At 42.4% G+C, this 12,576-nt stretch carries 11 protein-coding genes and 1 pseudogene; 3 read left to right on the top strand and 9 right to left on the bottom strand.

The window, feature by feature from the left end:
* Positions 1-206: pseudogene (locus GBN19_RS10485) on the top strand (IS4 family transposase); the annotation flags it as partial.
* Between the two features lie 52 nt (positions 207-258).
* Here GBN19_RS10485 and GBN19_RS10480 read toward each other — a convergent pair.
* From GBN19_RS10480 to GBN19_RS10460, 5 genes are all read right to left on the bottom strand, one after another.
* Positions 259-705 carry a hypothetical protein gene (locus tag GBN19_RS10480; protein WP_151778097.1) on the bottom strand — a complete coding sequence of 149 codons (447 nt, stop codon included), beginning with the start codon at positions 703-705 and terminating at the stop codon, positions 259-261.
* Between the two features lie 43 nt (positions 706-748).
* Complete coding sequence (locus GBN19_RS10475; protein ID WP_151778096.1) at positions 749-1,234, bottom strand: phosphate-starvation-inducible protein PsiE; 486 nt, start codon at positions 1,232-1,234, stop codon at positions 749-751.
* A 122-nt stretch (positions 1,235-1,356) separates the two neighbouring features.
* Positions 1,357-3,135 carry an acyl-CoA dehydrogenase C-terminal domain-containing protein gene (locus tag GBN19_RS10470; RefSeq protein ID WP_151778095.1) on the bottom strand — a complete coding sequence of 593 codons (1,779 nt, stop codon included), beginning with the start codon at positions 3,133-3,135 and terminating at the stop codon, positions 1,357-1,359.
* A 135-nt stretch (positions 3,136-3,270) separates the two neighbouring features.
* The gene (locus tag GBN19_RS10465) at positions 3,271-5,073 is read right to left on the bottom strand and encodes an acyl-CoA dehydrogenase C-terminal domain-containing protein (RefSeq protein WP_151778094.1); all 1,803 of its coding nucleotides are present in this window, start codon (positions 5,071-5,073) and stop codon (positions 3,271-3,273) included.
* A gap of 280 nt (positions 5,074-5,353) precedes the next feature.
* Positions 5,354-5,722 carry a hypothetical protein gene (locus tag GBN19_RS10460; protein WP_151778093.1) on the bottom strand — a complete coding sequence of 123 codons (369 nt, stop codon included), beginning with the start codon at positions 5,720-5,722 and terminating at the stop codon, positions 5,354-5,356.
* Positions 5,723-5,863: 141 nt separating this feature from the next.
* Here GBN19_RS10460 and baeS point away from each other — a divergent pair, with 141 nt between their 5' ends.
* A complete protein-coding gene (baeS, locus tag GBN19_RS10455) occupies positions 5,864-7,552 on the top strand; it encodes a sensor histidine kinase efflux regulator BaeS (RefSeq protein WP_151778098.1) in 1,689 nt (562 codons plus the stop codon).
* Positions 7,553-7,556: 4 nt separating this feature from the next.
* Positions 7,557-8,243 (top strand): response regulator, encoded by a 687-nt coding sequence (locus GBN19_RS10450; protein ID WP_151778092.1) that lies wholly within the window; start codon positions 7,557-7,559, stop codon positions 8,241-8,243.
* 70 nt (positions 8,244-8,313) lie between these two features.
* On the opposite strand, the gene GBN19_RS10445 is transcribed toward GBN19_RS10450, so the two are convergent.
* The 4 genes from GBN19_RS10445 to GBN19_RS10430 form a co-directional block, all read right to left on the bottom strand.
* Positions 8,314-9,756, bottom strand: coding sequence for a protein adenylyltransferase SelO (locus tag GBN19_RS10445; RefSeq protein WP_151778091.1), 1,443 nt, complete (start codon positions 9,754-9,756; stop codon positions 8,314-8,316).
* A gap of 114 nt (positions 9,757-9,870) precedes the next feature.
* Complete coding sequence (locus GBN19_RS10440) at positions 9,871-11,028, bottom strand: acyl-CoA desaturase (protein WP_151778090.1); 1,158 nt, start codon at positions 11,026-11,028, stop codon at positions 9,871-9,873.
* A gap of 154 nt (positions 11,029-11,182) precedes the next feature.
* Positions 11,183-11,908, bottom strand: a complete 726-nt coding sequence (locus GBN19_RS10435) for a glycerophosphodiester phosphodiesterase (protein WP_151778089.1) — start codon at positions 11,906-11,908, stop codon at positions 11,183-11,185.
* A gap of 50 nt (positions 11,909-11,958) precedes the next feature.
* Positions 11,959-12,531, bottom strand: a complete 573-nt coding sequence (locus GBN19_RS10430; RefSeq protein WP_151708594.1) for a cob(I)yrinic acid a,c-diamide adenosyltransferase — start codon at positions 12,529-12,531, stop codon at positions 11,959-11,961.
* Positions 12,532-12,576: the final 45 nt, after the last annotated feature.

The raw sequence follows: 12,576 nt of genomic DNA, 5'->3' as shown, positions 1-12,576 counted from the left end.
CAATTCAGACACAAATCTGGATTGCGATGATCGCCTATTTATTGGTGAGTTTCGCTCAACATTTAGGGAAAACAGGTTGGACAGTTCAACGTTTACTCAGAATAATTCAAGTGAATTTGTTTGAAAGTAGAACTTTAAAAGCTTTATTTTCACCCGATAAAATACCCATAAAACAAGAGGAAGCTCAAATGAGCTTCCTCTTGTGAAAAATTGTGGGACAGCAATGGTCATGTGCCTCTCTTTTTTTATTCAAAATGATCACTGTTGCGGTGGGATGAGTTGATCCAGTGTTTTGTCATCTAAATTATTCAGTTCGCTTAAATCGGTTTTGATTTTCCATTTCTCAACATCTTCAATAGGATTAGGCAAACGTGCTTCAAGCCAGTCACAGACCACATCGGGTGAAAACTCGGCATGGTTGCATTGAATCACCCACGCCAAAAAGTCTTTGGCTTCACCATTCATATAAGGTGGTGGAGAGACAGGCAAAAACTGAGTCGGTAAACGCTCATTGGTCGACAGGTAATTTAAAACATGTCCAAGTTCTTGTACGGTTTGCCATGCCAATGGATGTTCAATATCAATAAAAAACTTAAACCACCATGCATGTTGTCCATCATCCCCATGTCCCACAATACGACTGGCTTGGACACTCGGGACTTTGGCAAAAAACTGTTCTAGACGTTCAAAATTTAATTCAGACACGTTGCAATTCTCTTGATTTCACCCGCATTACTATACCTGACAATTAAGCCAATTCATCATCTTGAGGTTGTAGCTTTTTACTGCCCACTTCATTTTTTTCTTTAATGGCTGATGGATAATGCCAAGAAGCATAGCGCACGATAAAAATTGCCACAGCTAAAATCAGAATTGAACCTGTGACAATAATTAAATCCATAGAGGCTTTATGGTCATGCTGAATCACCGAAATCAGCAGGCGAGTGAGTGCAGTAATTGCCACATAAATGAGAAAACGCACAGGCATATGATTGGTTTTAAAGTAGATGCCAACCATAGCACCCAGTTCTAAATAGATAAATAACAGCAAAATATCATCAATGCTGGCATAGCTTTTTGCAGTAAAAATGTCGATGGTGGTGTGTACCGCAGACCATGCGATCATACAGCCAATAATAAACAGCGCTAAATAATGAAAACTCTCTACGGCTAAATGACCAACCCGATCTAGGAACTGTTGTATTTGATCGGTCTTATTTTTGGGAATAGGCATCGCAAAAACACCTTAAAACAATCTATGATAAGCTTAAATTAGCATTGTGATGACAGGATGACAAATCATAAAACCAAAAAAAAATGCCTGATAAACAGGCATTTTTTTAGATCGAAATGGAATTACTGTTGAGTAAAGTAGTCTGGATCAAACTGCATGATGACACTCGAACCTGCATTGATTTTGGCAAAACGGCTATTAAGTTCAGGCAAGACTTTTTCAATGTAGTATTGTGCCAAACGCAGCTTATTGGCATAAAACTCGCCTTGTTTTGACTCCGCCGCTTTGGCAATTTTGGCAAACATATAGGCAAAGCTGAGTAAGCCCACCACATGCAAGAAATCAACCGCCACCGCATTGGCAAAGTCAGGGTCTTCTTGAGCTTGATCAATGATACGCTGTGTCAAAGCTTCAACTTCAAGGCAGGCATCTAAGGTTATATCTTTAATAATGGTGAGGTCAGTATCAAGTTCATCGACAAAACTACGGATTTCATCGATATATTCATATAAGAATTCACCATTGTTTTTAATAACTTTACGCCCAATCAAATCTTGCGACTGAATGCCGTTGGTTCCTTCGTAAATCTGGGAAATACGTAAATCACGGATGCATTGTTCCATGCCCCATTCAGCAATATAACCATGTCCCCCAAAGCACATTTGCGCATCTAGAACCGCATTGAATGCAGTGTCGGTTAAATAGGCTTTGGCAATTGGAGTGAGCAGGGCAACACGGTTGTTGGCTTTACGCACCGCTTCGGCATCGGTTGAAAACTTGGTGATGTCGAGCTGTTGACCAACATATACCGCAAAGGCACGTGATGCTTCATTATTGGCGCGGGCATTGAGTAACATGCGACGTACATCGCCATGCACTAAAATGCTGTCCGCAGGTTTTTCTGGGCTTTTCACGCCTGTGGCACTGCGCCCTTGCAAACGGTCTGTGGCATATTGAGCAGCATTTTGATAGGCAAATTCAGCCGCGCCTAGCCCCTGAATCCCCATCGACAAGCGCTCATAGTTCATCATCACGAACATTGCCGCCAAGCCTTCATTTTCTTTGCCGACCAAGAAACCTTTGGCTGCATCGAAGTTCATGACACAAGTTGCAGATGCCTTGATTCCCATTTTATGTTCAATTGAACCTGGGGCAACTGTGTTGCGTTCACCTAAAGAGCCATCTTCATTGACCATGTATTTCGGCACAATAAACAGTGAAATACCGCGAGAACCTGCTGGTGCATTCGGTGTTTTGGCCAAGACAAGGTGAATGATGTTTTGGGTCAGGTCGTGGTCGCCACCTGTAATGAAAATCTTGGTGCCTGTAATGTTGTAGCTACCATCGGCATTCGGTTCTGCTTTGGTTTTGATAATGCCTAAGTCTGTACCTGCATGTGGCTCGGTTAAGCACATGGTGCCTGACCATTCACCCGAATAGATTTTTGGTAAATAGGTTTCTTTTTGTTGTTGTGACGCATAGCTGTTGAGCGCCATGCCTGCACCGACCGACAACAGTGGATACAGCATAAAGGACGGGTTGGTGGCAAAAATCATTTCATCAGACAGGACAGTCAGCATTTTTGGCATGCTTTGACCACCCCATTCTTCATCGGCGCTTAAACCAATCCAGCCACCTTCGGCATATTGTTGAAATGCTGCCTTGAAACCTTCAGGGGTAGACACTTTGCCATCGGCATAGTGTGCGCCTTGTTCATCGCCACTGCGATTGATTGGCAGTGTCACATTTTTGGCAAATTTAGCCATTTCTTCTAAAATTGCCTCGGCAGTTGCAGCATCTAAATGTGCCAGCTTTTCATTGCTTTGCCAAAATTGTTCTGCGTCAAAAACTTCATTTAAAATAAAACGCATATCAGCAAGTGGGGCATTGTAGATTGGCATTGTTGTTCACCTGTTTTTTTGAGTTTGCTTTAACTCTAGCAACTTTTATGACGATACTGATGGATCGCTTCCTGAATATCGTTGCAAGACATTTCATAAAAAAGGCTGCACAGTCAGGCAGCCTTTTTCTGTGCATTAGAACGCAAAATGTTCAGCATCTAAATTCATCAGTGGTTCTAAGCCACCTGCTATCACGGCAATGTGTCCGTGAACACGAGGCAGTATTTTCTTGAAGTAGAATTGTGCTGTGGTAATTTTGGCTTTATAGAATTCAACTTCACTTGAACCGTGAGCCAATTTTTGCTGTGCAACAACCGCCATACGCGCCCATAAATAGCCAAGCGTCACATAGCCTGCAAAATATAAATAGTCGACTGCGGCAGCACCGACTTCATCGGCATTTTCGCGAGCACGTTCACCAATACGGTTGGTGAGTTGTCCCCATTCTTTATTGAGACTAGCCAGTTCGCTGATCAACGCTTGTAATTCAGCATTGTGGGCTTGTTCTTGGGTGAAGTCATAAATGATTTTGGTGAAATCACGCAATAAAGCCCCTTTGGTCTGTAGGACTTTACGACCCAATAAATCCAGTGCCTGAATTTCAGTGGTTCCTTCATACAAACAGGCAATACGGGTATCACGAACAATCTGTTCCATGCCATGTTCAGCAATAAAGCCATGTCCACCAAAGACCTGAACGCCTTTGTTGGCAGCTTCATAGCCTGTTTCCGTCAAGAAAGCTTTGGCAATTGGTGTAAGTAGTGACAAGATATTGTCCGCATATTCGCGTTCTTCAGGTGTTGCAGCGCGTTCAACCAAGTCCGCATATTGAGAGAGTAAGTAAACGAGCGCACGACCACCTTCGGCAAAGGCTTTTTGAGTGAGCAACATGTTACGAACAGCAGGATGCACAATAATCGGGTCAGCTTCTTTTTCAGGCTGTTTTGCCCCAGACAGTGAACGCATCGCCAAACGCTCTTTGGCATAGACCAGTGCGCCTTGGAAAGAAGATTCGGATGCCGCTAAACCTTGTACGGCTGTACCAATACGTGCCGTGTTCATAAAGGTAAACATGCAGTTTAAGCCACGGTTTTCAGGGCCAATCAAATAACCTGTGGCTTTGTCAAAATTCAAGACACAGGTGGCATTGCCATGAATCCCCATTTTATGTTCGATAGAACCGCAGCGAACCTTGTTACGCTCACCAAGAGAGCCATCTGCATTGACATGGAATTTAGGCACAATAAACAGCGAAATACCTTTGGTGCCTTTCGGAGCATTTGGCAAGCGCGCCAAGACGATGTGCACGATATTTTCAGCCATATCGTGTTCGCCCGCGGAGATAAAGATTTTTTCTCCAGAAATGGCATAGCTGCCGTCGGCATTCGGTTCAGCTTTACTACGAATAATGCCAAGGTCTGAACCCGCATGGGATTCGGTCAAGCACATGGTACCTGTCCATTCACCTGAAACCAGTTTCGGTAAGTACGTGTCTTTTTGCTCGTCTGAACCATGATGTTCAATGGTACGTACCGCACCATGTGACAAGCCAGGATACATGCCCCATGCCCAGTTTGAACTGCCGACCATTTCTGAAATTACAGTGGCAAGTGAGTTCGGTAAAGCTTGACCGCCATACTGTTCTTCAGCAGATAGAGATGGGAAACCAAGTTCGATATATTTTTGATAGGCTTCTTTAAAACCTGTGGGTGTAGTGACTTCACCGTCATGCCATGTACAGCCTTCACGGTCGCCCACTTGATTGAGTGGGGAAAGCTCATTTTCACAAAAATCTGCAGCAGCCTCTAAATATTGATCAATCAATTCACGGCTGACTGTATCTTGAAAAGCAGGCAGTTTGGCATAGTGCTGCTCTGCATCGAGCAATTCATGTAAGACAAATTGCATATCACGTAAAGGCGCTTTGTAATGTGGCATGATGATGTCCTCTTGTACTGGCAAACCCCAGTTTTATGTCTTTAAAATGTGCCTTTCCCAGCACTTTGTATGCAGTACATCGTGCAACAAGTTGCAGTATCCGACAAGAGTAAAATCGTGGTTTCTGTGTGACTCTAAAGTCAAATAAAGTTTTATTAATAATACTAAGCTTATGAAAAATATTATTTTTATTTATAGTTAAAATGTAGCTTTAGCCAACCTTAACCTGAAAATAAAAAACGGCATACAGAGCGTATGCCGTTTCTTTCTATCTGTGCAATTACTTGCTTGCAGGTGCTGCTGGTGCAGGTGCATCTGCTGGAGGCGGTGGTGGTAATGGACGGTCTTTGTCCTGATCTGGTTTAAAACGCAATTCACAGGTACCTGTAATGGTTTTATCTGCAAGTTTAACTTGAACTTTGGCACCTACAGGTTGATTGCTACATGCCTGTTTGAATTGTTCAAATTCAGCTTTATGTTTTGCCATGTCCTGTTCAGACATGCGAGGAGCATGATGGCGGTGATGAGGGTCTTGTGGGCCAGCTTGCATCGGGGGTTCATGTGGTTTTGTCATGGATTGACACGCAGTTAATGTCCCCATGCTCAAAATTACGGCACTGACCAATGCAACTTTTGCAAATAGATTCATATTATTGTCCTTATATGATGTGAAGGAGTAAAAGTGCAACTGTGTTAACTTTAATCAACCAACATGGAGGAACAATGAAGAGTTTTTTGTGGACATGTTGGTTACAATGGAGAAATTCAGGATATTAATTGAGTTGAGTTGTTGAAAAAGCTGCGTATTCCGATTGCCTTGCGCCTGTTTTTCACAGTGCTACTGACCACGGTGATTATTACCACAGTGAGTTTAGGCGTGTTCCAATGGACGATGAAGGAAAACTTTGCCAAATATGTGGCAGATGTTGAAATGCAGAAACTTGATCATCTGATTGAAAATCTGGCTGGGGTCTACAGCATTTATCATGACTGGGGCAATGCGATTCAGGCACAGATTTTACAGATTGAAGGTCAACCCGGCCCTGATGATTATGACCATTTATCAAGAGTCTGGTTACGCCGTCAGTATGACATTGCCTTTCAGCAGCGCTATTTTAAAGAAAATACCATTCTCAACGTACCCACAGGCGTAGAACAACAAACAGCCATTAAAAAAGAAGGTTTGTCTGTTGATGAAATTCGTTTGCTACAAGAAAATTTACCTTCTGAATATCAACCCTTTGAAGGGCTTAGTTTTCCACTCAATAGTGGTCCAATTTTTTGGAATCGCAAACCCATTCAGCAACCACGTCCACCCAAAGATGCCAATACACCACCTCCTGAAGATACTCCCCCCCCTGAAGGTAAAAAGCGCTTTATTCCCATGCCTGACAAATTGGGGCTAAGTTCTCGCTTGTCTTTATATGATGCTAAGAAGCATTTTATTGTGGGTGAGCAAAATACAGGGGCAGTGTCATTTCGTCCAATTAAAGTCAATAATCAAATTGTGGGTTATCTGGGATTAAAACCTGTTTTAGATCAGGAAGATGCTTTAAGTCTAAATTTCTTTAGTACACAAAAGAAAGTATTGCTCTTGATTTATGCAGTGACTGTGGTTGCCAGTCTAATTTTGGCTTTATTGCTCGCGACATACTTTAAGAAACCGATTCATCAATTGCTACGAACGGCTCGTGAGCTGACCAAAGGGCACTATCAATATAAAATGCAGGTCAAGCGTAATGATGAATTGGGTGATTTATCTAACCAGATGAATCATTTGTCCGAAATTTTAGATCAACATGAACAGTCACGCCGTCAATGGGTCGCCGATACTTCACATGAGTTGAAAACGCCACTTGCTGTATTGCAGGCGCAAATTGAAGCGATGCAAGATGGGATTCGAAAACCAACCCCTGAACATTTTGCTTCAATGATGAGTCAGGTCAGTAGCCTGAAAAAATTAACGCAAGATTTGGCAGATTTAGCACAGGTTGAGGCGCAGCAATTGACATGCTATTTTGCAGAAGTCGACCCGTGGCAGACCGTCGTGCAGGAAGTCATTAATTTTACGCCTAAACTTGAACAAGCACAGTTGCAAGTTGAGGTTGAAGGAAGTGGCACGCTGCTTTCTCTAGATGTCGACCGTTTTAAACAAATTATTGTGAATTTGTTGGGTAATAGTATTCGTTATACAGAAATGGGTGGAATGATTCGCATCCATACCGTACAAACTGAACAGGCATGGACACTGTTGATCGATGATAGCCCGCTCGGTTTATCTGATGAACAGTTACAGCGTTTGGGTGAACGTTTTTATCGTGTCGATGATTCGCGTACACGGAGCACGGGAGGCACAGGTTTAGGTCTGGCACTTTCGGTTAAAATTGCCAAAGCTTTAGGTGGTCAGTTAAGTTTTGATCATTCGCCTTTGGGTGGTTTGCGCTGCCAATTAACTTTCCCAAAAATTTCTAGGAAATAAATACATGAAACATATTATTTTGGTTGAAGATGAAGTTGAGTTAGCAGGTCTGGTTCGGGATTATTTAGAAGCTGCGGGCTATGAAGTTAGTATGTTTCACGATGGACAAGAAGCCTATAACAGCTTTTTACAACGTAAACCGAGCTTGATGATTTTGGACTTGATGGTGCCACGTATGGATGGTTTAACCATTTGTCGTAAAGTGCGCGAACAATCTGACTTGCCGATTATTATGGTGACTGCACGTACTGAAGAAATTGATCGGGTCTTGGGCTTGAACATGGGGGCAGATGATTACGTCTGTAAGCCATTTAGCCCGAAAGAACTGGTTGCTCGTGTACAGGCAGTTTTGCGTCGATTAGAGCGTAAATCAGAGCCAGAAGAAAATGATTTATTCCGTATCGACAAGTCACAACAACGGGTTTGGTATAAACAAAAAGCCCTGAATTTAACGCCAACTGAGTTTCGTCTTCTAGAGCTATTTCTAGAACATGTGGGTCAGGTGTATTCACGCATTCAGTTGCTCGACCATATTAATCCTGACAGTTTTGATGTGGCAGACCGTGTGATTGACAGTCATATTAAAAACCTGCGCCGTAAGATTTCTGAAGTCGCTGAAGATGACAGTCGCCATGAATGGGTGCAAGCGGTGTATGGGGTTGGTTATCGCTTTGAATATCCAAATGACTAATATTAAGTGACATCAAAAAAAGGAAGCCCAAGTCAGCTTCCTTTTTTTTATGTGCCTTCAGATCAGCGGGTCAAGATGAACAACTCACCATCACATCAGGCATATCACTAGGTAGTGGCGCAAGATCGGCAGGGCGTTCACGCTCAGGTTGGTGGGTAAATGGTTGTGCCAAAAGCTCAAACAAACGCTCAACTTCGCTAAAGTCGTCGCGTTGAGCAGCTTCGATCGCGGTTTGTGCCATGTGATTGCGTAAAATATAACGTGGGTTGGCTAAGCGCATAGCAGCATTAAGCTGTTCAATATCTTGATGTTCACGAATCGCATGATACTGCTTTAGGAAATCCTCGAACTGTCGAATATTGAGGCAATCATCTTGAATAGCCCGATATTGTTGTTCTTGCAGACGAATGAAACTTTGCGTGTAATCGAGCTGTTCACTTTGCATGATTTTTAAAAATGCCATACCGCAGTCAAAGCTGTCTTTATGAAAGTCAGGCAGCCCCATTTTAGCGGCTAGACCTTGCTGATAAAACGCTAAAAACTTCGGCTCATACTGTTCTAAGGCTTTTACTAACTCTTGCTTAAATTGTTCTCGATCTTCAGCTTTTGCCAGTGGCACAAGATTATTGATCCAAACCCACAAATTCCAGTGTCCAATACTTGGCTGATTTTGATAAGTATAACGTCCCTGATGATCCGAATGATTGTTGATCCAGTTGGGACGGAAACGTTCCATAAAACCATAAGGGCCAAAATCGAGGGTTGAACCTGTAATATTGAGATTATCTGTGTTCATCACACCATGTGCAAAGCCGACCAGTTGCCATTGGGCAATCATTTTTGCAGTCCGTTCAATCACCTGATCTACAAAAGCCAAAACAGGCTGCTCTGCATTTAAACATTCAGGAAAATACCACTCGATGGCTTTTTCAGTAAATTCTTTGAGCAGTTCAGGCGCATATTGATTAATCCATTCAAAATGCCCAAAACGAATATGACAGTCTGCTGTACGTAACAGCATTGCACCTTGTTCAAGTTGCTCACGTTGTACGGCATGGTTGGACGTGGTAAAGCCGATGGCATTGCTTGAAGCAATACCCAGTGAATTGAGTGCATGTCCTGCTAAGTATTCACGAATTACTGAACGCAAAACAGCACGCCCATCGCCCATCCGCGAATAAGGCGTTTTGCCTGCACCTTTTAAATGCAAGTCAATGGTTTTACCCTGACGGTCAAGCACTTGCCCAATCAATAAGCCACGACCATCACCCAATTGTCCAGCCCATTGACCAAACTGATGCCCTGCATACACCATTGCCAGTGGGGGAAACTCGGCAAAAGTTTGTTGCCCACTACAGATCTCCACCCAGTTTTGTTGTTCTTCGGCTGACCATTGCAATTCATTGGCGAGGGCGACATTAAAATGTCCTGCGCGTGCGCCTTGTAATGTTTTTGGCATTTGCTGATGAAACAGCTTGGCATTTAATGCAGGATACAATGTGTTAAAGATCATAGTCGGCAGGTTTTACAAAGATTCTGTATTACTCTATAGCAAAATTTGGGTTTATAGAAAAATAGCCATAAAAAAAGAGATGCTCAAGCATCTCTTTTTTGAATACGATTGAGATTAGGTTGAAATTTTACGCAGGCTTTTCACTAATACTTCCAAGCGATCACGATGGTGCTGTAAACGCTGCTCGACCAGTTGGAAATCTGCCTTCAGTTTATGATCAATTTGATGGATTTTCTCGGTCATTGCTGCTTTTTTGTGCTGCAACTCCAGTTCTTTGAGCTTAGCCATATCGTTTAAAGTATGGGTAAAGGCTTCATATTCTTGCGCGATGTGCTGTTTCATCGTGCGTAAATCTTCATTGATATCCAGACCATACACCGCAAGGTCTTGCTCTGCATATTTGAACTTCATTGCCAATTCTGCTTTTTTAATATTAAAGCTTGGAATACGGCGCAGATTTTTAGCTAAACCAACTTTTGAACATGACCAAATCAACCATTTGGTTGGATCGTACTGCCACCATTTCACTCCATTACGGTAGTCGTATTGGAAGATATGATGATAGTTATGATAGCCTTCGCCCCAAGTGGCAATCGCTAACCAAAAGTTATCACGTGCTGTATTTTCATCGGTATATGGACGTTTACCAAACATATGGCACAGTGAGTTGATAAAGAATGTGACATGGTGACTCAAGATTAAACGCAGTAAACCACCTAATAAAATTACACCCCAAATATCACCAACTGCCCAGCCAATTGTCCCCAAAATCACAACATGTACCGCAATCACTAAAGGCACATAGTATTTGTCTTGGAACATCACGACTTTGTCATTGAGTAAATCAGGCGCATTTTTATAGTTCGCTGTAGCCGCAGGATAATCACGAATCATCCAACCTAAATGGGCGTACCAGAAACCTTTTTTAATTGAATATGGATCTTGATCGATATCATCAACATGACGATGATGCGTACGGTGTCCAGAAGCCCAGTACAAAATACTGTTTTGCACAGCAAATGTACCACCGAGCATCAGGATAATTTTGAGTGGGAGAGCCGCTTCATAGGCACGGTGTGCCCATAAGCGGTGATAACCCGCTGTAATACTTAAACTACTCAGCGCGAGTAGAAAAAATAGGCTTACCCACGCACTGACAGAAAAATCGTGGTAATAAGCATATAGCGGTATGGCAATCAGGGCAGCAATTGGAGTCCCCAACAAGGTAATGGTTGCTGTCCAGTTAATAGGTGCTTGCGGCAGGGGAGTCATATGCAGCGACGCTCCTCAAAGAAAAATAGGGTCGACCTTCAAACGCAATACTGATGGCTGTTTATAGGCATCTTTATCGATGCTTTAACAATATTATACACTTGTATTTTAAAAGCTAAAGCGAAACTTTCGACCAATGCGTTTTGTCTAAATATTACCCTAAAACGTGTAGCTGCTGTTGCATTGTTTTCGGAAAATCTGTGATTAAGCCATCAATGCCTTGATCTTGTAGTATTTTTGCCCTTTCAACGTCATTGACTGTCCAGACGCTGACAGCAAGCCCTGCCAATTTGGACAACTCAATCATGTCAGGCGTTGCCAATGTATCTTTCCAACCTATACGACTACAATTATATTTTATTGCTTTTTCAATAGCTTGGCTTTTAATGTTGTCTTCAATTAATAAACCTCGCTGAAAGTGACTATTTTGTTTTTGAAGCGCAATTAAAATTTTTTCATCAAAACTGGTAATGGTTGCAGATTGTTCAAAACCTTGTAACTGCTGCTGTAAGGTGTCGATTAAACGTTCAGCTGTCGCAGTATCTTTGACGGTTTTAACTTCGACTTCAATATGTCGAAAATCACGCAATATTGTTAAAACTTCAGAGAGTAAAGGCGTACTCTCTGTGGACGTCCAATTCTTCCATTGTGCACGATGGTCATAATGTTTTAAATCGGAGGAAGTACATGAATAAACCGAGCTGAGTTTACCTGCGGTACGGAGAAAATTATCATCGTGCATGACAAACAACGTACCATCTGTAAGTTGGCGGACATCGAACTCAACAGCCCGAATGCCCAAGTGTTGTAAGTAATAAAAACCACCTAGCGTATTTTCAGGTGCTTCGCCACGTGCACCACGGTGACCAATAATTTGCATCCATTTTTCACATGAAGTTGAGGATGAAATTATTTTACGCTTAAAAGTACTTACTTTTGTTTTTGCCAGTAAATTTCTTTGCCATGTTCAGCCAATTGTAGGCTACGAGAAGCGACAAATAACCAGTCAGACAAGCGGTTCAACAGCAATAAAGCTGTTTTCTGAATATTTTGATCGCGTTTTTGCAGGCTGATTAAGCTACGTTCAGCACGGCGGCAGACAGAACGTGCTTGATGTGCATAACTGCATGATAATGAACCCGCAGGTAGAATAAATTCTTTCAACATCGGAAGGTATTTATTCATGGCATCGATATCGCTTTCCAAGAAAATGAGTGCTGATTCTTGTAAAAGGTTAAAGTTGGGAATACACACTTCACCACCCAAGTCAAATAACCAGTGTTGGATCAAACTTAAACTTTTATCCCAACGCTGCTTTTCATCGGCATCGATCCCACTATTCACGATTTGGGCGCGCAGTACGCCAAGAATACTATTGAGTTCATCAACATCACCTAAAGCTTGAATCCGTAGATCATCTTTCTCGACGCGTGTCCCATCGCCAAGACCTGTCGTCCCATCATCACCTGTACGCGTTGCAATTTTGCTTAAACGATGACCCATAATTCATTCCTTTTGATCATAAAAAAGGATAATGTTTTTTTAAAC

The organism is Acinetobacter brisouii, assembly GCF_008993995.1.
Lineage (GTDB): Bacteria > Pseudomonadota > Gammaproteobacteria > Pseudomonadales > Moraxellaceae > Acinetobacter > Acinetobacter brisouii_A.
The sequence above is the reverse complement of the archived record's forward strand: the minus strand, read 5'-3'. Positions and strand labels throughout refer to the sequence as shown.

Coding starts and splice junctions, on each gene's coding strand:
- GBN19_RS10430 (WP_151708594.1), bottom strand. CDS start 12,531: ATGGGTCATCGTTTAAGCAAAATTGCAACGCGTACAGGTGATGATGGG.
- GBN19_RS10440 (WP_151778090.1), bottom strand. CDS start 11,028: ATGACTCCCCTGCCGCAAGCACCTATTAACTGGACAGCAACCATTACC.
- GBN19_RS10445 (WP_151778091.1), bottom strand. CDS start 9,756: ATGATCTTTAACACATTGTATCCTGCATTAAATGCCAAGCTGTTTCAT.
- GBN19_RS10470 (WP_151778095.1), bottom strand. CDS start 3,135: ATGCCAATCTACAATGCCCCACTTGCTGATATGCGTTTTATTTTAAAT.
- GBN19_RS10475 (WP_151778096.1), bottom strand. CDS start 1,234: ATGCCTATTCCCAAAAATAAGACCGATCAAATACAACAGTTCCTAGAT.
- GBN19_RS10465 (WP_151778094.1), bottom strand. CDS start 5,073: ATGCCACATTACAAAGCGCCTTTACGTGATATGCAATTTGTCTTACAT.
- GBN19_RS10435 (WP_151778089.1), bottom strand. CDS start 11,908: ATGCAAATTATTGGTCACCGTGGTGCACGTGGCGAAGCACCTGAAAAT.
- GBN19_RS10460 (WP_151778093.1), bottom strand. CDS start 5,722: ATGAATCTATTTGCAAAAGTTGCATTGGTCAGTGCCGTAATTTTGAGC.
- GBN19_RS10450 (WP_151778092.1), top strand. CDS start 7,557: ATGAAACATATTATTTTGGTTGAAGATGAAGTTGAGTTAGCAGGTCTG.